Annotated in this window: 19 protein-coding genes, 1 tRNA gene, 3 rRNA genes and 1 other annotated feature (1 of these 24 cut by a window edge); of the genes, 17 read left to right on the forward strand and 6 right to left on the reverse strand. The window is 37.6% G+C overall.

All coding sequences use genetic code 11. The features are described 5' to 3' along the window. Positions 1 to 190 (forward strand) — a binding site (T-box leader); it begins 16 nt to the left of the window's first position. 30 nt (positions 191 to 220) lie between these two features. Together EUBDOL_RS08990 and EUBDOL_RS08995 are read left to right on the forward strand one after the other, a co-directional pair. Then, a complete protein-coding gene (locus tag EUBDOL_RS08990; RefSeq protein WP_004800627.1) occupies positions 221 to 766 on the forward strand; it encodes a GNAT family N-acetyltransferase in 546 nt (181 codons plus the stop codon). Continuing rightward, complete coding sequence (locus tag EUBDOL_RS08995; RefSeq protein ID WP_004800628.1) at positions 763 to 3,387, forward strand: valine--tRNA ligase; 2,625 nt, start codon at positions 763 to 765, stop codon at positions 3,385 to 3,387. The genes EUBDOL_RS08990 and EUBDOL_RS08995 overlap by 4 nt, the downstream gene beginning before the upstream one ends. A gap of 721 nt (positions 3,388 to 4,108) precedes the next feature. Here the strand turns inward: EUBDOL_RS08995 and EUBDOL_RS09000 are convergent. The 3 genes from EUBDOL_RS09000 to tnpB (EUBDOL_RS11285) form a co-directional block, all read right to left on the reverse strand. Beyond that, on the reverse strand, positions 4,109 to 5,206 hold the full coding sequence (locus EUBDOL_RS09000) for an FAD:protein FMN transferase (protein ID WP_004800630.1): 1,098 nt from the start codon (positions 5,204 to 5,206) through the stop codon (positions 4,109 to 4,111). Positions 5,207 to 5,475: 269 nt separating this feature from the next. Then, entirely contained in the window at positions 5,476 to 5,619 is a 144-nt protein-coding gene (tnpB, locus tag EUBDOL_RS11955; protein WP_106381526.1) for an IS66 family insertion sequence element accessory protein TnpB, read from the reverse strand. Further along, on the reverse strand, positions 5,606 to 5,824 hold the full coding sequence (gene tnpB / locus EUBDOL_RS11285; protein WP_004800631.1) for an IS66 family insertion sequence element accessory protein TnpB: 219 nt from the start codon (positions 5,822 to 5,824) through the stop codon (positions 5,606 to 5,608). Before tnpB (EUBDOL_RS11285) ends, tnpB (EUBDOL_RS11955) begins: the two co-directional genes overlap by 14 nt. Positions 5,825 to 6,531: 707 nt before the next feature. On the opposite strand from tnpB (EUBDOL_RS11285), the gene EUBDOL_RS09010 reads away from it, so the two are divergent. Then, positions 6,532 to 8,268, forward strand: a complete 1,737-nt coding sequence (locus tag EUBDOL_RS09010; protein ID WP_004800632.1) for an IS1634 family transposase — start codon at positions 6,532 to 6,534, stop codon at positions 8,266 to 8,268. A 298-nt stretch (positions 8,269 to 8,566) separates the two neighbouring features. Here EUBDOL_RS09010 and EUBDOL_RS09015 read toward each other — a convergent pair whose 3' ends face one another. Continuing rightward, complete coding sequence (locus tag EUBDOL_RS09015; protein WP_040463699.1) at positions 8,567 to 9,745, reverse strand: ATP-grasp domain-containing protein; 1,179 nt, start codon at positions 9,743 to 9,745, stop codon at positions 8,567 to 8,569. Positions 9,746 to 9,877: 132 nt separating this feature from the next. Between EUBDOL_RS09015 and EUBDOL_RS09020 the strand changes: the two genes are divergently transcribed. Then, on the forward strand, positions 9,878 to 10,480 hold the full coding sequence (locus tag EUBDOL_RS09020) for a thioredoxin domain-containing protein (protein ID WP_004800634.1): 603 nt from the start codon (positions 9,878 to 9,880) through the stop codon (positions 10,478 to 10,480). Positions 10,481 to 10,545: 65 nt separating this feature from the next. Here the strand turns inward: EUBDOL_RS09020 and EUBDOL_RS09025 are convergent, their stop codons facing one another. Next, a complete protein-coding gene (locus EUBDOL_RS09025) occupies positions 10,546 to 11,121 on the reverse strand; it encodes a xanthine phosphoribosyltransferase (protein WP_004800635.1) in 576 nt (191 codons plus the stop codon). Between the two features lie 142 nt (positions 11,122 to 11,263). Here EUBDOL_RS09025 and EUBDOL_RS09030 point away from each other — a divergent pair, with 142 nt between their 5' ends. The 6 genes from EUBDOL_RS09030 (at position 11,264) to EUBDOL_RS09055 (ending at position 15,640) form a co-directional block, all read left to right on the forward strand. Continuing rightward, positions 11,264 to 12,124 (forward strand): DMT family transporter, encoded by an 861-nt coding sequence (locus tag EUBDOL_RS09030; RefSeq protein WP_004800636.1) that lies wholly within the window; start codon positions 11,264 to 11,266, stop codon positions 12,122 to 12,124. Positions 12,125 to 12,450: 326 nt separating this feature from the next. Continuing rightward, positions 12,451 to 13,899 carry a 4Fe-4S dicluster domain-containing protein gene (locus EUBDOL_RS09035; protein ID WP_004800637.1) on the forward strand — a complete coding sequence of 483 codons (1,449 nt, stop codon included), beginning with the start codon at positions 12,451 to 12,453 and terminating at the stop codon, positions 13,897 to 13,899. Positions 13,900 to 13,962: 63 nt separating this feature from the next. Next, positions 13,963 to 14,292: a hypothetical protein gene (locus tag EUBDOL_RS09040; RefSeq protein ID WP_004800638.1), complete on the forward strand. Its 330-nt coding sequence runs from the start codon at positions 13,963 to 13,965 to the stop codon at positions 14,290 to 14,292. Between the two features lie 61 nt (positions 14,293 to 14,353). Further along, entirely contained in the window at positions 14,354 to 14,569 is a 216-nt protein-coding gene (locus tag EUBDOL_RS09045) for a YneF family protein (protein ID WP_004800639.1), read from the forward strand. Positions 14,570 to 14,663: 94 nt separating this feature from the next. Then, entirely contained in the window at positions 14,664 to 15,353 is a 690-nt protein-coding gene (locus EUBDOL_RS09050) for a transglycosylase domain-containing protein (protein WP_004800640.1), read from the forward strand. 200 nt (positions 15,354 to 15,553) lie between these two features. After that, positions 15,554 to 15,640, forward strand: a tRNA-Leu gene (locus EUBDOL_RS09055). 252 nt (positions 15,641 to 15,892) lie between these two features. Here EUBDOL_RS09055 and EUBDOL_RS09060 read toward each other — a convergent pair. Next, positions 15,893 to 16,105: a hypothetical protein gene (locus EUBDOL_RS09060; RefSeq protein ID WP_004800641.1), complete on the reverse strand. Its 213-nt coding sequence runs from the start codon at positions 16,103 to 16,105 to the stop codon at positions 15,893 to 15,895. Between the two features lie 365 nt (positions 16,106 to 16,470). Between EUBDOL_RS09060 and EUBDOL_RS09065 the strand changes: the two genes are divergently transcribed. The 7 genes from EUBDOL_RS09065 to EUBDOL_RS09095 all read left to right on the forward strand — a co-directional run bounded on the left by EUBDOL_RS09065 (position 16,471) and on the right by EUBDOL_RS09095 (position 24,827). Further along, the gene (locus tag EUBDOL_RS09065; RefSeq protein ID WP_004798671.1) at positions 16,471 to 16,761 is read left to right on the forward strand and encodes a transposase; all 291 of its coding nucleotides are present in this window, start codon (positions 16,471 to 16,473) and stop codon (positions 16,759 to 16,761) included. Next, complete coding sequence (locus tag EUBDOL_RS09070) at positions 16,758 to 17,648, forward strand: IS3 family transposase (RefSeq protein ID WP_303395100.1); 891 nt, start codon at positions 16,758 to 16,760, stop codon at positions 17,646 to 17,648. The genes EUBDOL_RS09065 and EUBDOL_RS09070 overlap by 4 nt, the downstream gene beginning before the upstream one ends. A 380-nt stretch (positions 17,649 to 18,028) precedes the next feature. Continuing rightward, complete coding sequence (locus EUBDOL_RS09075; RefSeq protein WP_226811906.1) at positions 18,029 to 18,187, forward strand: hypothetical protein; 159 nt, start codon at positions 18,029 to 18,031, stop codon at positions 18,185 to 18,187. 203 nt (positions 18,188 to 18,390) lie between these two features. Beyond that, positions 18,391 to 19,930: ribosomal RNA gene (locus EUBDOL_RS09080) — 16S ribosomal RNA — on the forward strand. 207 nt (positions 19,931 to 20,137) lie between these two features. After that, a 23S ribosomal RNA gene (locus tag EUBDOL_RS09085) occupies positions 20,138 to 23,044 on the forward strand. A 37-nt stretch (positions 23,045 to 23,081) separates the two neighbouring features. Further along, positions 23,082 to 23,195, forward strand: a 5S ribosomal RNA gene (gene rrf / locus EUBDOL_RS09090). The 16S, 23S and 5S rRNA genes sit together here, the layout of an rRNA operon. A 495-nt stretch (positions 23,196 to 23,690) precedes the next feature. After that, complete coding sequence (locus EUBDOL_RS09095; RefSeq protein ID WP_004800645.1) at positions 23,691 to 24,827, forward strand: aldo/keto reductase; 1,137 nt, start codon at positions 23,691 to 23,693, stop codon at positions 24,825 to 24,827. Positions 24,828 to 24,925 lie beyond the last annotated feature (98 nt).

The raw sequence follows: 24,925 nt of genomic DNA on the forward strand, positions 1-24,925 counted from the left end.
GAAGGAGTACACAATCCCTTTCTTGACAGAGAGCTTTTGGTTGGTGAAAAAAAGCAGAAGGATTTGTGGAAGGTAGTCTTGGAGCTTTCATTTTGAAAAGAGCAGTAGGAATGAACGTATACACGGCGTTATCGTGTTGAGGCACAGACATGTGTGAAGTAAGGTGGTACCACGCGACAGCGTCCTTTAGGGGCGCTTTTTTATTTACGGAGGAAAAGGAATGGACTTTACATTCTCAGAGATTTATACAAAGCGCTTATATCTTCGACCATTGGAGGAAGGAGATGCGATTGATATGTATCATTATATGATGGATATTGAGACGCTTCGCTATCTTAGCTATACTCCGCATAAGAGTGTGGAAGAAACCTTAAATTTTTTAAAAACTGAGCTGTTATGCTACGAGCAACATCAGGATTTTATGCCAATGGCAATTCTATTGGAAGAAAAGGATTGTTTGATTGGACATATCCAACTGCATACATATCGAGAAAACAGTGCACAGCTGTGCTATTTGTTGCATAAAGATGCTTGGCATAAGGGATATGCAAGAGAAGCGTTAGAAGCTATGCTGGATAGGGCATTGTATGAAAAACATCTGCTTTATGTTGATGCTGTTTACGATGTTGAAAATTTGGCGAGTGAGCGCTTGCTTACAGCGTGTGGCTTTCATAAGCAGAAACAGATGGAACGATATTTCCAAAAGTTTGGTTTGTATCGTGATGTTATACTCGCTAGGAAATATAAAGGAGAAGAGACGATATGAGAAAAGAACTGAATCAAAAATACGATCATGCTCTTGTGGAAAAGGAGCATTATCAAACATGGCTGGAGAAAGGCTATTTTACCGCAGGGGATAAAAGCAAGGATCCTTTCTGTGTTGTCATTCCACCACCAAATGTTACCGGAAAGCTGCATTTGGGACATGCTTGGGATACGACTCTGCAAGATATTGTAGCACGTTATAAGCGCATGCGAGGATTTGATATGCTTTGGTTGCCGGGAATGGATCATGCCGGAATCGCTACGCAGGCAAAAGTCGATGAGCGTTTGAAAAACGAAGGCATTTCTCGTTATGATATCGGGCGTGAAAACTTTTTGAAGCGTGCATGGGAATGGAAGGAGGAATATGCTTCTACTATTCGTAAGCAATGGGCAAAAATGGGGCTATCCTTAGATTACAGCAGAGAACGTTTTACTTTAGATGAAGGCTTATCTCAAGCAGTTCGCAAGGTCTTTGTAGATTTGTATAACGAAGGCTTGATTTATCAGGGAGAACGTATCATTAACTGGGACCCGCAAGCAAAAACAGCACTTTCCAATATCGAGGTTATCCATAAGGAAGTTGAAGGAGCTATGTACTACTTCAAATATAAGATCGTGGAAAACGGAGCGGAGCTTGTAATTGCCACAACACGTCCGGAAACGATGTTTGCGGATCAGGCAATCTTTGTTCACCCAGATGATGAACGCTATAAGGATATTGTCGGAATGCATGCAATCAATCCTGCCAATGGAGAAGAACTACCGATTATGGCAGATGATTATATTGATATGAGCTTTGGTACGGCAGTTATGAAATGTACGCCAGCACATGATCCAAACGATTTTATGCTAGCTAAAAAATATAACCTTCCGATGCCGATTTGTATGCACCCAGATGGAACTATGAATGAAATGTGTCATAAATATGAAGGCATGGATCGTTTCGCATGTCGTAAGGCGCTTGTAGCGGATTTTGAAAAAGCCGGTGTGGTCGATCATATCGAAACACATTTACATCAGGTAGGACATAGTGAACGTACTGGTGTCATTGTTGAACCATATCTATCAAAGCAATGGTTTGTAAAAATGAAACCTTTGGCAGATGAGGTTTTGCAGGCACAGGGAAACGAGGAGGAACGCATTAACTTCTATCCAAAGCGTTTTGAAAAAACCTTCCAACAATGGCTTGAAAATATTGAGGATTGGTGTATTTCCCGTCAGCTGTGGTGGGGACATCGTATTCCGGCATGGTATCATAAGGACAGCAACGAAATCTATGTAGGTATGGAGGAACCAAAGGATATTGAAAATTGGGTACAAGATGAAGATGTTTTAGATACTTGGTTCTCAAGTGCTCTATGGCCGTTTTCAACACTTGGCTGGCCAGAACAAACAGCAGACTTGGAGCGTTATTTTCCAAATGATGTACTTGTAACAGGATATGATATTATTTTCTTCTGGGTAGCACGTATGGCATTCCAAACACGTTACTGTATGAAGTCTCGTCCGTTTAAAGATGTCTTGATTCATGGCTTAGTGCGTGATAGTCAAGGACGAAAGATGAGCAAGTCCTTAGGAAATGGAGTAGACCCGATGGACGTTATTGCGAAATCAGGAGTGGATTCTTTACGCTTCTTTTTAACAACCAATTCCACACCGGGACAGGATCTTCGTTATAGTGAGGAAAAGGTAGAGGCAAGTGCTAACTTTATCAATAAGATATGGAATGCCGCACGCTTTGTGTTGATGCATACCAAGGAAGATATGTGCATGAGTGATGTAGACTTAACACATGCTTCAATGATTGATAAATGGATCTTACGTCGTTTTAATGAAGTATTGGAAAATGTAACGGCAAATATGGAAAAATATGAATATGCCCTTGTCGGAAACGAACTATACAGCTTTGTATGGGACGATTTTTGCAGCTGGTATATCGAACTTTCAAAGGCCGGTTTGTTTAGTGATGATGAAACTACACGTCATGCCAGTGTTTCTACCTTAGTAACGGTATTAAGTGGTATTCTACGTATGCTGCACCCATTCATGCCGTTTGTTACAGAGGAGATTTATTTGGCGATTCCACATGATTATGAAAGCATCAATTTAGAGGTATGGCCTAGTAAGGTTGAAGTAGCGATGAGTGATGCGGAAATGACTTCCATTCGTCAGCTGCTTACCATGATTGAAGCTGTACGTGGTATTAAGGCAGATTATCAGTTGAAGCCTTCCTTTGAAATTGATGTTATCATTAAAGATGATAAAGGAAAGATCGTTGAAGGAAATGTAGCTATTCAAGCCATTTTAGCAAAAATGTGTCATGCGACATGGGTAAGTATGGACAGCGATGAAGAAATGCTGACACGTACGATTTTAAACGGAACACTTAGTGTGCCGCTAGCGTCTATTGTTAATGTAGAGGAAGAAATCGAAAAACTTACGAAGGAATTGGAACGCTTACGAAAAGAAATCGCACGTGGAGAAGGTATGTTGAGCAATGAGAAATTCGTTGCCAAAGCTCCACAGGCAAAGGTAGCTGCCGAAAAAGAGAAGCTGGAGGCATATAAAGCACAATATGCATTGAGCGAAAAGCAGCTAGAAGCATATAAAAACAAGAAATAGTAGGGATTGTTAAAAAACTATAGTTAGCATTCTTTGTTAGCCACCACGTTATTATAACGCTGGTGGCTTTTTTATGTGCTTAAAATAAGCAAAGGCTGATCTTTTGAAGTGAACTCAAGATTCTTTATGAAATTTGATAGGTTATCTGCTTATAGTGTTGTCTGTTTTTTTAGTGGTTGATAGTACAATCTATAGTGTTAAAAATGTATTTCGCTTATATTGTAAATACCAATTTGCTATGATATAGTTAAAATAGAAGGGAAGGATTAGAATAAAGGCAGGTGAAAAATGTTTTATAATTTTTAACTAACAGGGATTGGTTTTAGCTTTTTGTAATAAGCCTAGTCAATATTGTATGCAAATGAATAACGGTATCATAATTTATGAACATAAGAGGAGAAAGACATGACATTTTCACATATTTTTTTGTTTTTTATAGCACTTATCGTTAGATATAGTCCTGTTTTAATTGCTTTATATTTTATATGGTCCAACCTGAGTAAGCGAATAAAGGTATTAGAAGAAGAAAATGCGTGGTTGAAGAAAAAAAGGTAGTTATCAATAGGTAATAGGAAGCTGTAAGTATCATTACAATAGAGAAGAATAGGGATAAAGTTATCTTTAAGCTTTAGAAAATGAGAGAATAAAAAAAGTGAAGGTAAAACAGTATAAGCTACTGTTGCCTTCACTTTTCTAATCTAAGTGAGTATTTATTTTTGCATCATTTAACAATGCGATCTTTTAATCCATCACTAACTACGACATCATAGCCCATAATAGACATTGCTTCTACATTTTCATCTTTTGGTTGTGTTTTATCGTAAACCCAAAGTGCATCAGCTTGAATGCCTTGTTCCTTTAAGGTATTCAATAATGTGATTCCGTCTTGATAAGACATCGTAAATAAGGTAGTAGACAGCATATCGGCAATACCGGAATCCTTTGTAATTACTGTAACGGCACGTGCGTAGCGAGCAGGCATTAGGGTAATTGGATCAATGATATGATGCATCAGCTGATCGTTATACATGTAATAGCGTTGATAATCGCCGCTTGTAACGATAGACATGGAATCATCAATTTTAATAGAAAGCAGGGAATCGGTTGAGAAGCTTTCAAGGTTAGGAATCTGGATACCAACCTGCCAAGTTTCTTCCTCTGGCTTAGAGCCGATCATACGCACATTGCCGCCAGCATTGATAATCGCATGCTCCAACCCTTTATCTTCAAGCTTTTGAGCGATTTTTTCAACAGCAAAGCCTTTTGCACTAGCACCGACATCAAGGGATACAGCTTTGTCATCTATATATACGGTACTGTCTTCCTTATTGATAGTAACATGCTGCCAGCCGGTATGCTTCTTTGCTTCCTCTAAAGATGAAGCAGAAGGTATCGTAGGATTTGGATTGTTGTTAGCGGCTTCTCTAGTTTCATGCCATAATTCAAGAACAGACCCCATGGTAATATCAAATTGATGGTTGCTGAGGGTATTGTATGTTTGACACTGTTCCAGTAGCTCGATAATTTCTTTATCAACCTTTACAGGCTTGATACCTGCATTGTCATTGATGGTTTTGATATTGTTGATTCCTTTATGAGTATCATATTTATCAAATAATACATCATAGCGTTTAAATTCTTTTTTAAGAAAGCTGCTATATTCTTCAAATTGGGCTTCGTTTTTTGTGTATGCTACAAAGCTGACAATGGTATCAAAGCCGGTATCGGTTGCCGTCATACTGTATTTTTCTAAGCTAGTCGAGCAAGCACTTACAATAAGTAAGAGAGCACTTGTAAAGAGTAATTTTAATTTTTTCATTTCATCACCAAACTGTATTATATCATGCCTGCTTTAAAAAGAAACAAGAAATGATAGGAATATTTTTAGAAAAATAGAAACTAATACTTGTTAAGTGAACATGATTTTGTCCTAAAAGAAGTTAAACATTAGCACCAATCTTTTACCGATGCTTTTGTTTTGTTAGATATTTTTCTATAGCTATCGAAGATGAGGCTATAAAATGCTCCAATTCTCTAGTATTTAAAGATCTTTTAGAGGTTTAGATAATTCGTTTATCCTTCAAGTAGTTATCGTAATTGTTGCTCACTGATTTTTCTTATTTCGCTTTCGTTTCTTGACCATTGATACTTTCCGTTTTCCAATCTCTTATATAATAGTGTAAAATTATCTTCTTTCCAATATAGGACTTTGAGATGATCATTTTTTTCCACAAAACAGAAATAAAGCTTCAGACATAGAATCTAGTTTAAAGTACTGTTGTACAATGGAGGCAAAGACTTCTATGGATTTTTTCATATCTGTGAATCCAACCGCTAGATAAACATCAATGTTTCTTTCAAATTCATTAAGAATCATAAGCTGTTCAATATGGTTGTAAGCATTTCTTTTGGTACGAAATTTGATAATTCTATTCATACATCATTCTTTACTAAAACAGCGACAGTGAAATAATATGCTTCTTTTGTGAATACAGAATCGTTGTTTTCTACTATTAGAGGCGCGAAGGAAATATCTTCGTCTTGAGATATCGTTTCACAAAGTTCATTTCTAATTCTTTTGACACTATTTCTTTACAGGTACTCCACTCAACCTACATTGTTGGATTCTTTCTATCCATTCCTGTTTCCTGACATGCATACTAGGTTCATTTATATTTATGGTTTTCACACTCCTTAGATACTTAAGTTAGAGTATTTTAACTTTAATCTAAGTATGTATTTTTTGTATGGATTGTTCAATCCACTTTTCATTTGATGCTTACTTTTATTATAAAACGAATTTTAATAAAGTGCAGATTTCAAAAAGTATCTTGTATAAGGGTTAAACTTAAAACATTAAAAAAATAAAAAAGTGTTTTTGGGAGAATATCCATAAAACACTTAGTTTATCTATTTTTACATAGCTTTGAATATTTGAGCTGCTTTACATAGTATAACTTTTCAAGAAAAGAAATTTAATTCCTATATTTGTATGTATACCGGGAGTTTAACAGCATATAATTAACACAAAGTATAGAAAAGCCTTTTATATAATGTTTTTTTGTGCTTTTTTTGTCAATTTTCCTGTTTATAACTATCGTAATATATCGTAATATGTAATATAATATATACAGGTGATGATATATGCGTGTTACAACTAGCAAATCAAAGAATTCTGAATCTTTTTACATCAATTATGCATACATAGGAAAAAATGGAAAAAATACCTCAAAAGTTTTTAAAAAACTTGGTACACTCAAGGAACTTTCTGAAAAATTAAACACAGATCGAGATGGTGTTATGGCTTGGGCAAAAGAACAAGCTAGGATTGAAACTGAAAAGCACAAATTAGAAAGTGAGAATGTATCCGTTGATTTTCATCCGAATCGTTTAATCAATTCTAATGAGCAAAGATCATTTAATTGCGGATATTTATTTCTACAATCTATTTGTAAGAGTCTTCGTTTCGATAATATTTGTCGAAATATAAAAACAAGACATAATTATGAATATAATCTTCAATCCATTCTTCAAGATTTAATTTACGCTCGAATTTTGTCCCCTTCTAGTAAGAAATCCTCTTTTGAATTTGCGGAAAATTTATTAGAACAACCAAAATATGAGCTTCACGATGTTTATAGAGCGTTAAGCACATTATCTGTTGAATCTGACTTTATCCAAGCTGAACTATATAAAAATAGTCACTTCATTCATAATCGTAATACTAAAATACTTTACTATGACTGTACAAATTATTTTTTTGAAATTGAAGAAGCAGATGAACTAAGAAAATACGGAAAAAGTAAAGAACATAGACCAAATCCTATTATTGGCATGGGGTTATTCATGGATGCGGATGGTATCCCTTTATCTTTTGATATATATCCGGGAAATCAAAATGAACAACTCTCTTTAAAACCATTAGAAAGAAAAATTATATCCGACTTCGAATGTTCGGAATTTATTTACTGTTCGGATTCTGGATTAGCATCAAAAAGTAATAAAAAATTCAATAATACAAACGGTCGTCATTATGTAATTACTCAATCCTTAAAAAAATTAAACAAAGAGGATAGAGAAATAGCATTAAAACCTACACAATATAGAAAAATAGGAAGTACGAAATTCATAGATTTAACTACTTTAAATGAACAAGATGAGGAAGTCATAAGTTCTATTTATTATAAAGAAGTTCCTATTGAAAGAAATGGTATTTGTGAAACATTAATTGTTACATATTCTCCAAAATATAAAAGATATCAAAGAAATATTCGCAACGAACAAATTAAACGGGCAGAAAATATGATTTCTAACAATTCTAAATTTAAAAAGGAAAAAAGAAACCCAAACGATCCTGGAAGATTTATTAAAAAAACAGCTACAACAGAACATGGAGAGGCAGCAACTGAAACATATTATGAAATTGATGAAAGTGTAATTTCAAACGAAGAAATGTATGATGGATTTTACGCTGTAACAACCGATTTAGAAGGTGATATTTCAGAAATTATCAAAATAAACAAACAAAGATGGCAAATTGAAGAGTGCTTTAAAATCATGAAAACAGAATTTGAAGCTAGATCCGTTTATCTTCAACGAGAAGATCGAATTAAAGCTCACTTTCTCATTTGTTTTGTCTCTCTAATGATATATCGTTTACTAGAAATTAAGTTAGAGAAAAATTATACAACTAGGACCATTATCAATACATTAAGGAATATGAATGTATGTAAGATAGATGAATATGGTTATATCCCCACGTATACGAGAAACGATTTAACAGATAAATTACACGAATTATTTGGATTTAGAACAGATACAGAAATCATAAAAAAATCAAAAATGAGAAGCATCATCAAAGAAAGCAAGATATTACGATAGTTAGCTACATAAACAAAAAACCTCAAAAAAGGCTTATTTAAAGCTTTTTCTTGAGGTATTTTTTTCTCTAGCTGTCAAAGATGAGATTATAAAACGAATTTTAATAAAGTGCAGATTTCAAAAAGTATCTTGTATAAGGGTTAAACTTAAAACATTAAAAAAATAAAAAAGTGTTTTTGGGAGAATATCCATAAAACACTTAGTTTATCTATTTTTACATAGCTTTGAATATTTGAGCTGCTTTACATAGTATAACTTTTCAAGAAAAGAAATTTAATTCCTATATTTGTATGTATACCTATCGAACCGCATCGTGCATAAATTCCAACATTTTATCTTCCTTTTCAAAACGTGCGATAATTACCTCATCGCCCATGGCTGTGGATAAAACTTGTGGAAGCCGTTGAATCATTATAATAGAATCGGAGTATTTGACTTTAAGCTCTGCAATACTGTATTGATATACATGATGATCTCTTCGACCTATGAAGCCGGAGGAGTAGCTGCGTATCTGTTTTTGCTTGATTTGATCATAACAAATCATATCTGCCCATAATTGATACACATTGCAGTTACATGCATAATTGATCATATCCGGCAGAAATCCTCCCGGAGGACGCATATTTACTTCTAAGCCGACAATATCGCCTTTTTTACCAATCGCTTGATCCTCACTTAACCGGAAAAATTCAAAATGAAAAAATCTAGATTTTGTTTTAAATGCTTTGACAGTTCGTTCACCGATTTCCATAATTTCTTTAGGAATATCAATGAGTGAATAACAGCCGCTTTCTTTCTGTTCATTAACAACGTCCATTAAACTATCGAGGTAACAATGGCTTGTAGTAAATAGCAATTCACAGTTGCTGTTTGTTAATCCATCAAATGAGAAACAGGTTCCTTTTACAAATTCTTCCATAATCATGATTGTTTCAAAGGGAGTCATGAAGCATTGCTTTAATTCCTGAAGATTATTTATTTTATGGGTATCATTCGCTCCGACACCGATATCCGGCTTAATCACAATCGGAAAACCGACCTCTTGTGTAAACTCTATTGCGTCCTCTAAGGTAGTAGCTATGCGATATCTTGCAGTTGCAACATTCGCACGCCGAAAAGCCTCTTTCATTTTGGACTTGCATTGATATTCGTCCATATGTTCGTAACAAAAGCCATTGGTTACATTAAAATCCTTTCGCAGCTTGGCATCTTGTCGCAGCCAATATTCGTTATTGGATTCAATCCAATCGATTTTACCATATTTGAAAGTGAAAAAAGCAACAGCTCGCAGCATCTCATCATAGTTTTCCATATTGCTTACTTTGTAATATTCCTGAATTACATTTTTCAGTTCCGAAGATAATTCTTCATAAGGGGCATCGGATATTGCGAGGACATTTACACCATTGTTTTTTAAGCCTTGGCAAAAAAGCCAGTAGTTTTCAGGGAAATTAGGAGAAATAAAAACGAAATTCACAGACTCACCTCCTTGTGTGATCAATACGTCTTAATTGTATAAGATTTTAAAAATGAAGTCAAAAAGTATAGCAAGATTTTCTTGGATAAATATAGAAAAACTGATACAATAAACAAAACGAGGAGACAGTTTATGAAAAAAGTAATTCTTATAGCATTTGCGTTTGTTTTGCTTGCTTGCGGTGCAGTGGAAAATGAAAACGGAGCCTCTGCATGCGATAACGGAGGTGAGCAGGGCTGTACGCTTGAAGATTCATCTACTATAAAACAGGAGCTTACCGATCAAAAGCCTTTTGAGAAAACGAATATTACTACTGTTTTTACGATGCTTGAAAATAAAGAGAGTGGAATTGTATATTTTGGTTTTTCGGATTGTCCATGGTGTCAAGAAGCATTACCGATTTTAAAGCAGGTACTAGAAGAACAGAAGCTAAATTGTTATTATGTGCAAACACGCGATGAAGAACGAAACTCTTTGCTGAAAGAGGAAGAAAAAGCAGACATCATGGAAAAGAGTATGGACTTCTTGCAGAGGGACGAAGAAAATAATCCGCAGCTTTATGTTCCCTTTGTAATTGTTATTGAAGAAGGAAAGGTAATAGATGGACATGTCGGTACTGTTGAGGGCTATGATACGAACGAGCGAAAAATGAATAAAGAAGAAAAACAACAATTAAAAAATATTTATAACGCAATGTTTACAAGGTTAGTTGAAGGAAAAGAAGATAGGAAATGATTAGAACCCCAAAAGTAATTTTACTTTTGGGGTTTATTAAAATATAAGTCTTTTATAATATTCGCTTATTCTTCAACAAAGGTAATCATATCTTTATCTAAGGAAGCAATACGTGCTTGAGAATATACCGGATAACCTAAGGCTTCTACTTTTTTCCGTCCCGGTTGGAAAGCTTTTTCAATGACAATTCCAATGCCGGCAACTGAAGCACCGGATTGCTCGATAATTTTTATGCCGCCGATGCAAGCTTCTCCATTCGCCATAAAATCATCAATGAATAATACCTGGTCATCTTTGGCTAAATAATCCTTGGAACAGGTGATTTCATAATCAATGCCTTTTGTAAAGGAATGGATATTAGCAGTATAAACGTTGTCATCAACAATTTTAGATTTGCTTTTTTTCATAAATACTACCGGAACATGTAATAAATATCCAAGCATTACAGATGGTGCAATCCCGCTTGTTTCAATTGTTACAACCTTGGTGATAGGGGTATCTTTAAAATGCTCCACAAAATCTTTCCCAAGCTCCATCATCAAATCCGGATCAATTTGGTGATTTAGAAAAGCATCAACCTTTAAAACATCTTTATTAAGAGCTTTGCCATATTTCACAATACATTCTTCTAACCGTTTCATATGTTCTCCTTTACCTGATATCTTTTATATGTAACTATTATTATAATGAAAACAAGAAGTATATGCAATGTGAATTCTAACAATTTGCATTTGTTTTTCATTTCCGTTCTATGATAAGATAGAACACGAATGGAGGGAATGTATGAAAAAAAGCTATGCGAATATTTTATTGGTTATCGTTACGATTATTTGGGGTGGAGGATTTATTGCGACAGATGGCGCACTTGATGCGTTATCACCATTTTATATCATGATGATTCGTTTTATGGGGGCAGCGATTCTTCCTTGTATTTTGTGCTTTAAGAAGCTTAAAAATTTAGAGGAATATATTTGGAGGAGAGGATTGTTTGCAGGTGCTTTGTTGTTTTTGGCATTTTCCTTTCAAACGATAGGACTGCAATATACAACGCCGAGCAAGAATGCTTTTTTAACAGCAGTTAATGTTGTAATGGTGCCATACCTGTTGTGGTTATATATGCGTAAAAAGCCAAACCAAAAAGAAGTGCTTGCAAGTATTGTGTGTGTAATAGGGATTGCTTTTCTAACATTAAAACCGGACGCTGTCGGATTGAATATCGGAGATATGTTATCCATTATATGTGCTTTTTTCTTTGCTACACACATGATCGTGTTAGAACGCTATTCCAGACATTGTGATGCCATCGTGATGACAGCATTGCAGATGCTTGGAGCTGGGATTTTATCAACAATCTGTGCTTTGTTGTTTGAAACACCACCTGCACAATTTGAATTATCTGCTGTCGGAAATCTTGCTTATTTAATCTTTATATCTACCTTGTTAGCGTATTTACTACAAACCTTTGCACAACGTTTTACAACTGCAAACAGTGCTTCTTTGATTTTATCAATGGAGGCTCTATTTGCTACTTTATTTTCCTTCTTGTTTTTACATGAAGAGCTGACATTGTATATGATTTTCGGTGCCGCCTTAATTTTTTGCAGTGTTATTTATATTGAGTATAAACCGAAGCAGCACACTTGAAAATACAGAAAATGATTGCTTTTGCTGAATGATGAGTTTTAAGCAATTCATTTTCTTTTTAATATAGTAATTGTAAAGATATTAAAGATAAGGTAGATTGAAAAAATGTAGTAGGCTCAACTGCTTTTTGGTTTGCTTTTGAAAGATATGAAGAAATTGTTTATATAATGCGATAGGGACTTATTTGAAAATGAAAAGTAAGAGTATAGAAAAGGTAAGGAGACAACGACAACTAAGATATAAAAAAATAAATTGTACTTTTTTATCAAAAAAGTTTGTGATATAATTAACATGTTAAAAATTATACAAAGATTAGGGAGGATATTATGTCATTATTTGAACATGAAGCGAGACAGTTTAAATTCGATGTTCTGCGAGAAGTCAGCAAACGAGCATTTAACGGAAAAATCAATGAGGATACATGTGATGAAATTGCAGATTTACTGATTCCGGGAAAAAAAGCAGATTATCGCTGCTGTATTTATAAGGAAAAAGAAATTATTCGTCAACGTACACGTATGGCGTTAGGAAAATCACCGACACCGGTTGAAAATGATAACAAGGCACAGATTGTGCGTGTAATTGAAGCCGCATGTGATGGCTGCTCAATTAATAAAATTCAAGTTACCGATAATTGTCGTAAATGTATGGCAAAGGCTTGTGTTGCATCTTGTAAATTTGATGCTATTCACATTGGTAATGAACGTGCTTATATTGATTACGATAAATGTAAGGAATGTGGTGCATGTAAGAATGCTTGTCCATTCAATGCGATTGTAGAAACTCCACGTCCTTGTAAATTAAGTTGCCCGGTTGATGCGATTACAATCGGAGAAAATAAATTGGCATATATTGATGAAGAAAAGTGTATTAACTGTGGCGCATGTCAAGCGAAATGTCCATTTGGTGCTATTGAGGATATTTCATGGATGGTAAATGTGATTGAGGAATTGAATAAGGGAACAAAGATGTATGCTATTTTTGCACCTGCTATACAAGGTCAATTTGATAATGCAACTTTACCGCAGATTATCGAGGGAATTCGTCAGTTAGGATTTGCCGATGCCTACGAGGCTGCAATCGGTGCAGATGCAGTAGCTTGGTATGAGAAAGAAGATGCTAAAAAGCATAAAAAAGAAGGACAGAAGATTACGACAAGCTGTTGCCCAGCATTTGTAAATATGGCGAAGATTCACTTCCCAACGGTTTATGAATCAAATGTTTCTCATATGGTAAGTCCTATGATAGCAACAGCTCGTTATTTGAAGAAAATGGATCCTGATTGCAAGCTTGTTTTCATTGGACCTTGTGTAGCTAAAAAACAGGAAGTTCAGGGAAGTGAAGTTGACTACTGCATAACATTTGAAGAATTGGGAGCAATGTTTGTGTCAAAGCATATCGCTTTGGAGGCTGTTGAAGCTAAAGAGGGAATAGCTGCTTCTGCGCACGGACGTAATTTCTCTATTGGCGGTGGTGTTGCAAAAGCTGTGGCAACTGCTTTGCAAGAAAATCAAGATGAACCGGTAACAAGTGAGTACGCTGATGGTGGATTTGAATGTAAGAAAGCTTTATTGATGCTGAAGGTAGGTCGTTTTAATGCTGACGTATTGGAAGGAATGGCTTGTCCTGGAGGCTGTGTATGTGGTCCAGCAACTATTGAAAATCCAATTAAAGCAAAAGCGCGCATGACGAAAGAAAATGCGGCAATTAAAGATAAAACCATAGCTTCGACATTAGAAGTATTTGATTTCTCTGATATTGATCTTCATCGCTAGGGAACTGATAAAGTTTTACAAATACCGCCATTGCTATGATGTTATAGTAATGGCGGTGATTTTATGATGAGAATATATAGTATAAGACCATCTTTTTATAAGACGGTTCAGGTTTTTCCGCATGTATTGGAAGCGTTGACGGAGAAACAAATAGAGGATATCGTTGAAAACGTGGATATCTGTGAGCTAAAGGAAAGTGCAGAGAGCTTTTTTCAAGCTCAAATTTGCTTAGAGATGCAAGAAATATCTATGCGACATTCTGTAACTGGGAAGGTGTTTCGAATGCAATGCAAACAACAATATGTGGAAATTGATGATGAAAGAAACCCTTTTTATATATTTTTAAAACGGAAATTCCGTTATATTTTTACATGTGCTTCGGATTTCATGTGAAAAGGTATTGTCAAATTGTTCTAAAAATAGTAGAATGTAGTTACTGCGAGGAGGCTTATATATGGATTTATTAACTTCGATCGTCTTAACAGGTGTAGGTCTTGTGATTGGTGGCTTTTTAGGCTTTTATTTTACTAGAAAGAAATTTGAGAAAGAACTGAAAGAGAATCCACCTATTAATGAAAAGATGATTCGCGCAATGTTTTTGCAGATGGGAAGAAAACCTTCGGAAGCTCAGATTAAACAAATTATGAAGTCTGTAAACGCTAATAGATAAACACGGAGAAGCTCCGTGTTTTATTTTACTCTAACAGATATGTAAGAAATTCGGTCTTATATTAAGGATATGCTATAATGTTAGCGGTGATGATATGAAGCTTTTGAAACGAATTATACTCCTTACGCTATTATTAGTGATGCTTGCTTCCGGTATATTTGTTGGAATTGGTTTTTTAAATTATAAAAAGACAACAGCGCAGTTACCGGTTGAGGAAAAAGTAGCGGAGCTGCAAAGTGATGAAAACTATGTGTCGAATAAAGATATCAGCCCATATTTGCTGAAGGCAACGATAGCTATTGAAGATCGCCGTTTTTATGATCATAGTGGTATTGATTATTTTGCGATGGTACGAGCATTTTTGTCAAATGTTTTTGCACAGGAAATTGTCGGTGGGGGAAGTACGATTACACAACAGTTGGCTAAAAATATGTATTATACATATCAACCGTCTTATATTCGCAAAATGAGTGAAGTATTTACTGCGTATGAATTAGAAAATAAACTAACAAAAGATACTATTTTGGAGCTTTATGTCAATATTATAAATTATGGCGATAATCATATTGGGATACGAGCAGCTAGCTTAGGTTATTTTGGAAAGGAACCTAAAGATTTGACGCTGGACGAAGCAAGTCTTTTGGCTGGATTGCCGCAATCTCCGAACAACTATCAGCTTAGTAATCATAAAGAAAATGCGAGAAAACGACAAAAACAGGTTTTGCAAGCTATGGTCAGAGATGGATATATTATGGAAACGGAGGCTGAGGAATTGCTTGAGTGATAAATGATGTCTAATGAAATTATCGTTTGTTGATGGTTTTTGTATTTTGCGCCGTATTATAAAATTTCTGAAAGAGATAATTCTACAAAATCACTTTGTGTGAGAAATTAACTTTTTCACTTCACGTGAGATAAAAAATGGGGAATTTTTCAAAAAAGCATTGCATTCATTTTTAAAATAGTATATAATGTCTGAGCAATGCCCGAGTGGTGAAACTGGTAGACGCAACGGACTCAAAATCCGTCGGTAGCGATACCGTGCCGGTTCGAGTCCGGCCTCGGGCACCATTTGTAAATTAAGCCTTATTTAAAGGCTTTTTTTATACTCGATTTTTAATTTGGTGTAAATTTGGTGTAAATTTATAGATTATTAAGTTTATCTACCATACTTTGTTGTGCTTCGTTAAACCAATGTCCATAAACATTATTTACCATTTCCACAGTGTGCCCAAGCCTTTTGGCTATATCGAATGGAGAAAAACCTAGATGAATTAGCAGGGAAACATGGGAATGTTTTTGTTTGCGTATTTTTGATTTGTTTTATTGGATTTCTTTTCCATATAGTGAATCTTTATGATGATTAGAACACTGAAAATAAGGTGGTTCATCATCTCCGATATCTAGTAAATAATCGGCTTCTTCGCCATAAATAAATGATGGCATCTTTTCTTCATGCCCGCAACGAATGCATTTCATTTCAATATATGAATCTTTGGCAATCAAAGATTCATCATAATCAACACAACAACTCATCTTTATTCTTCCTCCGCCTATCAGGAACCCAATAATCTACATATTCCGTATAATGACCACAATCACAAAGAAAAGGATCCGTATGAAAAAACAGATATCAAGGTCTTTCTATGCTTAAATCTATCATTAAATGATTTCTTACCTTGAAAAGAGAAAGAAGGATTGTTGGGAATATAAAGATAATTGTAAATGGAGGCAAAAAGAAAATAGAAGAAAATGATAGGAAGTTTACCAAGGTGTTGATGTGAACGATATATGAAGGAATTGATGCTAGAATAAAAACCGTATCAGTTAAATGTGAGAGTTAAAGCATCTTATGGTATACTGTCATAAATTATTAACACAGAAAGAAGAGGAATTTAATTATGGCTAAACCTACATTTACAGATGAATTTAAACAAGGAGTTGTTCAGTATGTACTTGATCATCCTGATGAATCTAAACTTTCTATTGCTAAACGTTTTGACATTGCTGACAGTACTGTTCATAAATGGGTGAAAGATGCTGATAAAAATAATGGTACTATTGTTTCCAGAGGTTCTGGTAATTTCTCTAGTGATGAAGCTAAAGAAATTGCTCGTTTGCGTAAGGAGCTTAAAGATACACAGGATGCGCTTGATGTCTTAAAAAAGGCTATTGGCATACTGGGAAAATAACGAAACAGGAACTTTATTATCAAATCAAAATAAAAAAGCAGAATGATAATAATGCTTCGATTTCCGGTATGCTCGATAAACTTAATGTCAGTAAATCAGGATATTATGATTATGTTAACAGAAAACCTTCTAAACAAAAAGTTAGAAAACAAGAACTCAGTAAAAAAATAAAAGCAATTCATGAAGAATCACATGAAATTTATGGAGCACCGAAAATAACTGTAAAACTGAATCAGTCAGGAATAAAAGTCAGCGAAAAATATGTGGGCAATATTATGCGTGAGATGGGTATTAAAGCCCATTATATCAGACCATGCACAATAACCACTAAGGACAGTGATTTTTCATCAAAACTGAAGAATATTCTAAAACGTAATTTCAATCCTGAAAAGCCGAATTCAGCCTGGTGTACAGATATAACCTATATTTGGACACAGGAAGAAGGATTTGTGTATCTGACAAGTATAATGGATTTATACTCAAGAAAAATAATAGCCTGGAAACTAACAAAAACAATGGAAGTAGAGGAAGTATTAAAATGTCTGGAAGAAGCAAAAAGGAGGAGAAAAACAGATAATCCGGTAGTAATACACAGTGACAGAGGTGTTCAATTCACATCAAAAAAATACTATAATCTAACGGTAGGAATGATCGGCAGTTACTCTAAAAAAGGGAATCCATGGGATAATGCATGCATAGAATCATTTCATGCATTGATAAAAAGAGAATGGCTAAACAGAAAAAAGATAAATGACTATTCAGAAGCTTATCAGATGGTATTTGAATACATAGAAGGATTTTACAATACAGTAAGAATACATTCTCATTGTGATTACCAATCTCCAAACAAATATGAAAAAAACTACTACCAGAATAATTTAAACTAAAAATTGAAAATTCTTATATTTTAGTTGTCCGAAATCTTGACATAGTACCAAATCTTATTGTGCAAGGGCATTTCTAACGACGCTTAAGAAAAAGTAGGAAGAGGGGGAAAAAACGGTTGATGATAGATTTACAGTAAAAACTATAGTTGAGGGATATCTATCACGTATATATATTTATACTATTGTATGTTGTTGTAATGTATTTAAGCGAAAGATGATTTACCAAGTGTTTTATAAAAAGTTGAAAAGGATATGTTCTAAACTGATCGGTGAAGAATGCTGTAAAAACTATTAAGAATGGTGGACAACAGTATTAAAATGTTTTGGTTGGCAAAAGCATAATTTTAGACGAGGAGGAATATGAGAGACATGGGAGAGAGATGGGGTATAGTGAAGAATTGAAAGAAGCGATAGAAAAGGGAATGAAACGAGTAATGGTGGATATACGATTACGGAATTCACCGTTCGAGCATGGGGAGATATGGAAGCTGTATGAAAGGTATCTAAAACAGGTAGGAGAGGATAGAGAAAAAGAGTAAAAAAAGAGAGAAGCAAAAAAAGTAGAAAAAAAGAAGAAAAAAAGATTGACATAGAGAAAAGAATGATGTATTATAAACAGGCACTCAACGAGAGATGCAAGAGACATCGGTCTTTGAAAACTGAACAGGAAAATACGTTGATTTCTAAGAGAAAAAAACAACCAAGAAAAAAAGGAAACGTCAAAGAACGTTTTGAGCTAAATCAAATGGAGAGTTTGATCCTGGCTCAGGATGAACGCTGGCGGCATGCCTAATACATGCAAGTCGAACGAAGTTTTTAGGAAAGCTTGCTTTCCAAAAAGACTTAGTGGCGAACGGGTGAGTAACACGTAGATAACCTGCCCATGTGCCCGGGATAACTGCTGGAAACGGTAGCTAAAACCGGATAGGTGGCTTCGAGGCATCTCGGAGACATTAAAATGGCTAAGGCCATGAACATGGATGGATCTGCGGCGCATTAGCTAGTTGGTGAGGTAACGGCCCACCAAGGCGACGATGCGTAGCCGACCTGAGAGGGTGAACGGCCACATTGGGACTGAGACACGGCCCAAACTCCTACGGGAGGCAGCAGTAGGGAATTTTCGTCAATGGGGGGAACCCTGAACGAGCAATGCCGCGTGAGTGAAGAAGGTCTTCGGATCGTAAAGCTCTGTTGTAAGAGAAAAACGGATCATGTAGGGAATGACATGATAGTGATGGTATCTTACCAGAAAGCCACGGCTAACTACGTGCCAGCAGCCGCGGTAATACGTAGGTGGCAAGCGTTATCCGGAATGATTGGGCGTAAAGGGTGCGTAGGTGGTACATTAAGTCTGAAGTAAAAGGCAGCAGCTCAACTGCTGTTCGCTTTGGAAACTGGTGAACTAGAGTGCAGGAGAGGGCGATGGAATTCCATGTGTAGCGGTAAAATGCGTAGATATATGGAGGAACACCAGTGGCGAAGGCGGTCGCCTGGCCTGTAACTGACACTGAGGCACGAAAGCGTGGGGAGCAAATAGGATTAGATACCCTAGTAGTCCACGCCGTAAACGATGAGAACTAAGTGTTGGAGAGATTCAGTGCTGCAGTTAACGCAATAAGTTCTCCGCCTGGGGAGTATGCACGCAAGTGTGAAACTCAAAGGAATTGACGGGGGCCCGCACAAGCGGTGGAGTATGTGGTTTAATTCGAAGCAACGCGAAGAACCTTACCAGGCCTTGACATGGATATAAATGTTCTAGAGATAGAAAGATAGCTATATATCACACAGGTGGTGCATGGTTGTCGTCAGCTCGTGTCGTGAGATGTTGGGTTAAGTCCCGCAACGAGCGCAACCCTTGTCGCATGTTACCAATATTAAGTTAGGGACTCATGTGAGACTGCCGGTGACAAACCGGAGGAAGGTGGGGATGACGTCAAATCATCATGCCCCTTATGGCCTGGGCTACACACGTACTACAATGGCGTCTACAAAGAGGAGCGACATGGTGACATGAAGCAAATCTCATAAAGGGCGTCTCAGTTCGGATTGGAGTCTGCAACTCGACTCCATGAAGTCGGAATCGCTAGTAATCGCAGATCAGCATGCTGCGGTGAATACGTTCTCGGGCCTTGTACACACCGCCCGTCAAACCATGGGAGTCAGTAATACCCGAAGCCGGTGGCATAACCTAAGGGAGTGAGCCGTCGAAGGTAGGACCGATGACTGGGGTTAAGTCGTAACAAGGTATCCCTACGGGAACGTGGGGATGGATCACCTCCTTTCTAAGGAGAAAGTACAAAAGAAGAAAAGATTTTCCTGTTTGGTTTTGGAAGGCCGAAGCTTTCCAAAGTTCGATCTTTGAAAACTGAATGACATCAAAAACAAAAGATAGAAATATGTAAGGTCTAAGACGCAAGTTGAAGACTAAGATATTCACGAAGAGTAAAAGTTAAACAAACAGACTCAAGCGAAACCAAGAAGTAAGCAGTGATTAAGCGAATAAGGGCGTACGGTGGATGCCTAGGCACTTGAAACTGAAGAAGGACGCGACAAACGGCGAAACGCGACGGGGAGTGGTACGTACACGAAGATCCGTTGATATCCGAATGGGGAAACCCGTCATACGTAATAGTATGGCATCCATGAGTGAATAAATAGCTCATGAGAGAGGTACCCGGAGAACTGAAACATCTAAGTACCCGGAGGAAAAGAAAACAAAAGTGATTCCCAGAGTAGCGGCGAGCGAAAGGGGAGGAGCCCAAACCAACCTTAGGGTTGGGGTTGTAGGACCATGATATGGCAAGAATCTGGCTAATAGAACGATATTGAAAGATCGACCGCAGAGGGTGCAAGTCCCGTATATGAAAGCGAGAGGAAGCCTAATGGTATCCTGAGTACGGCGAGACACGAGAAATCTTGTCGGAAGCAGGCGGGACCATCCGTCAAGGCTAAATATAAACAAGTGACCGATAGTGAACCAGTACCGTGAGGGAAAGGTGAAAAGAACCGCGGGAGCGGAGTGAAATAGAACCTGAAACCGTATGCTTACAAGAAGTCAGAGCTCGTTAAAGAGTGATGGCGTGCCTTTTGTAGAATGAACCGGCGAGTTATGTTATCGTGCGAGGTTAAGTAGAAGATACGGAGCCGAAGCGAAAGCGAGTCTTAATAGGGCGAAAGTACGATGATATAGACCCGAAACCGTGTGATCTAGCCATGACCAGGTTGAAGTTCAGGTGAAACTGAATGGAGGACCGAACCGACCCCCGTTGAAAAGTTGGCGGATGAGTTGTGGCTAGGGGAGAAATTCCAATCGAACACGGATATAGCTGGTTCTCCCCGAAATAGCTTTAGGGCTAGCGTCGAGGTAAAGTTACATGGAGGTAGAGCACTGAATGTACGATGGCCCCATCCCGGGGTACTGAGTATAATCAAACTCCGAATGCCATGATAATATACTCGGCAGTCAGACTGTGGGTGATAAGGTCCATGGTCAAAAGGGAAACAGCCCAGACCGCCAGTTAAGGTCCCAAAATGTATGCTAAGTGGAAAAGGATGTGGGGATGCACAGACAACTAGGAGGTTGGCTCAGAAGCAGCCACCCTTCAAAGAGTGCGTAACAGCTCACTAGTCGAGTGACCCTGCGCCGAAAATGTACCGGGGCTAAGCATACTACCGAAGCTGCGGATTTGTAGAGATACAAGTGGTAGGGGAGCGTTGCATGCACGTGGAAGCCATATCGTGAGGAGTGGTGGAGAGCATGGAAGTGAGAATGCCGGTGTGAGTAGCGAGATGTAGGTGAGAATCCTACACACCGATAGCCCAAGGATTCCAGGGGAAGGTTCGTCCGCCCTGGGTAAGTCGGGACCTAACGCGAGGCCGAAAGGCGTAGTGGATGGAAAACAGGCAGATATTCCTGTACCCGCGATGGGAAGTGAAGGAATGACGGAGAAGGCTAGCATGACCCACTGAATGGATTGTGGGCGAAGCGGAGCAGCAGGTATGTAGTGAAATGCGCATACGAAATGCAGGACGTGATAGGTAAGTGAACGTTTCGACAAGTAACGAAGCATGTGAGGCCAGCTTCCAAGAAAAGTTTCTAAGCGATTAATCCCATAGCGGCCCGTACCAAAACCGACACAGGTGGGCAAGGAGAGGATCCTGAGGTGAGCGAGAGAACTGTTGCCAAGGAACTCGGCAAAATGACTCCGTAAGTTAGCGATAAGGAGTGCTTATGTAAAAGTAAGCCGCAGTGAAGAGGCCCAAGCGACTGTTTAACTAAAACACAGCTCTCTGCGAAGTCGCAAGACGAAGTATAGGGGGTGACGCCTGCCCGGTGCTGGAAGGTTAAGAGGATTTGTCAGTCGCAAGATGAAGCAATGAATTGAAGCCCCAGTGAACGGCGGCCGTAACTATAACGGTCCTAAGGTAGCGAAATTCCTTGTCAGGTAAGTTCTGACCCGCACGAAAGGCGTAACGATTTGGGCGCTGTCTCGGCAGCAGACTCGGTGAAATCTTAGTACCTGTGAAAATGCAGGTTACCCGCAACTAGACGGAAAGACCCCATGGAGCTTTACTGTAGCTTGATATTGAGCTTTGATCAGAGATGTACAGGATAGGTGGGAGACGAAGAGACGTGCACGCCAGTGTACGAGGAGTCGACGTTGGGATACCACTCTTGTCTGATTGAAGTTCTAACCTACACCCATGAACTGGGTGAGGGACCGTGTCAGGCAGGCAGTTTGACTGGGGCGGTCGCCTCCTAAAGAGTAACGGAGGCGCCCAAAGGTACGCTCAGATTGGATGGAAATCAATCGACGAGTGCAAATGCAGAAGCGTGCTTGACTGTGAGACAAACAAGTCGAACAGGGACGAAAGTCGGGATTAGTGATCCGGCGGTGCCGAATGGAAGGGCCGTCGCTCAACGGATAAAAGCTACCCTGGGGATAACAGGCTGATCTCGCCCAAGAGTTCACATCGACGGCGAGGTTTGGCACCTCGATGTCGGCTCATCGCATCCTGGAGCTGAATTCGGTTCCAAGGGTTGGGCTGTCCGCCCATTAAAGCGGTACGCGAGCTGGGTTCAGAACGTCGTGAGACAGTTCGGTCCCTATCTGTTGTGGGCGATGGAGATTTGAGGAGAGCTGTCCTTAGTACGAGAGGACCGGGATGGACCTACCGCTGGTGCACCAGTTGTTCCGCCAGGAGCATAGCTGGGTAGCTAAGTAGGGAAGGGATAAGCGCTGAAAGCATCTAAGCGCGAAGCCTACTCCAAGATGAGATCTCCCATGCACAAGATGCAGTAAGACCCCTTGAAGACGACGAGGTAGATAGGTCAGAGATGGAAGCGTAGCGATACGTGGAGTTGACTGATACTAATCGGTCGAGGACTTAATCACAAGATGTCATTCAGTTTTGAGGGAAAGACCTCAAGGATCTGGTGATGATGGCGAAGTGGACACACCTGTTCTCATCCCGAACACAGAAGTTAAGCACTTCAGCGGCGACAATAGCTAAGCTTGCCTTAGTCAAGATAGCACATTGCCAGGTCTTATTGGGACACATTCTTGTGTCCCTCTTTTTTTTATTTCTTTACTGCTTTTAACACCTTTAGGGTGTTTTTTTATTAAGGTCAAGTTTTTGTCTTTCAAATTAAGTTAGTTATTTATTGGAAAATCAAGAAAATATCATTGAACGTAAAGTAAATAAACAAGTAGATAAAATCACAGAAGCATTTGAAAATATCAAGAGTAGGGATTGCGCAAAAATAAAATCGTACTTAAAAATAGGAAAATGACCTAGGTATATTGTAAAGAAATTGATAAAAAAAAGCATTAGAAAGAAACTATATAACTATTGCACGAATGAAAACACAAGATACTAAATCAGAAAATTGATATCAACATCGTATTTTTTTAGACTATGAATAGTAATGTTTATTTAATTTTTTTAAAATAGGCTTCATGATAGATAAGGTTGGAAAAGGAGATAGCTTTTTCATTTTATTCGAGCTATAATAAATACTGAGAAGAGAGGTTAGTATTTATGGAAAAACGTAAATTAAATGAAAACTATACACCTTCACTTTTGGGCTTTGGGTGTATGCGATTTCCGGTGAATGCCGAAGGGAAAATTGATAGAAAAGAAGCAGAGAAAATGTTGGATTATGCGATAACACATGGAGTAAATTATATTGATACGGCATTTCCATATCATAATCAAGAAAGTGAGCCATTTGTTGGAAAGGTTTTGAAAAAATACAATCGAGATTCTTTTTATTTAACTACGAAAATGCCCTTATGGTTTGTAAACAGCATAGAAGAAGCCGAAGCGATGTTTGAAAATCAGCTGCAGCGACTAGATGTTGATTATGTAGATTTTTATTTACTGCATGCACTAGATAAAGAAAAGTGGGAGAAAACGAAACGATTGGGGATATTGGAATACCTCGATAAAATGAAAATGGACGGAAGATTGCGGAATTTGGGCTTTTCCTTTCATGATGATTATGAAGTATTTGAAGAAATCATACAGGCATATCCGTGGGATTTTTGTCAAATACAATATAACTATGTGGATCGAGAAGAGCAAGCTGGAGATAAAGGCTATGCATTAGCTGAAAAATTAGGAATTCCACTTATCATTATGGAGCCTATCAAAGGTGGCTCTCTTGCAGTGTTACCCAACGATTTGGCAGATAAGCTGAAGCAACATGCATCCAATCAAAGTATTTCCAGTTGGGCACTTCGTTGGGTAGCAAGTCATTCGAATGTAAAGGTTATTTTAAGTGGTATGTCCACCTTCGATCAGGTTGTGGATAATGTTAAAACATTTGCAAATTTTAAGCGCTTGACGATAGAGGAGGAAGCTCTTATTGAAGAAATAGCACATGAAATTAAAGCAAGAACCATGAATGGCTGCACAGGCTGTGAATATTGTATGCCGTGTCCGTTTGGAGTGAATATTCCTAAAAATTTTCGTATTTGGAATGATTTTTCGAAGTATGGAAACTATGCTGTTACACGAAAAGCTTATTATGAAGATTTAAAGCGTGAAGAGCGAAGTAGTATGTGTAAGCAGTGTGGGAAATGTGAAACCTTATGTCCACAGCATATTGCAATTCGTGATGATTTAAAGCGTGTAGCACAGGATATGGAAACAAAGATCAAATCACATGAATAATAAGCCATGTGTTAATGTTGGAATGTATGGAGAGGAAATGCTCTCCTTTTTTTATAGGCAAAGGCTGATACATAGAGCTTTTTTTCTAATATCCTAAG

The organism is Amedibacillus dolichus DSM 3991, from assembly GCF_000154285.1.
Taxonomy (GTDB): Bacteria; Bacillota_I; Bacilli_A; order Erysipelotrichales; family Erysipelotrichaceae; genus Amedibacillus; species Amedibacillus dolichus.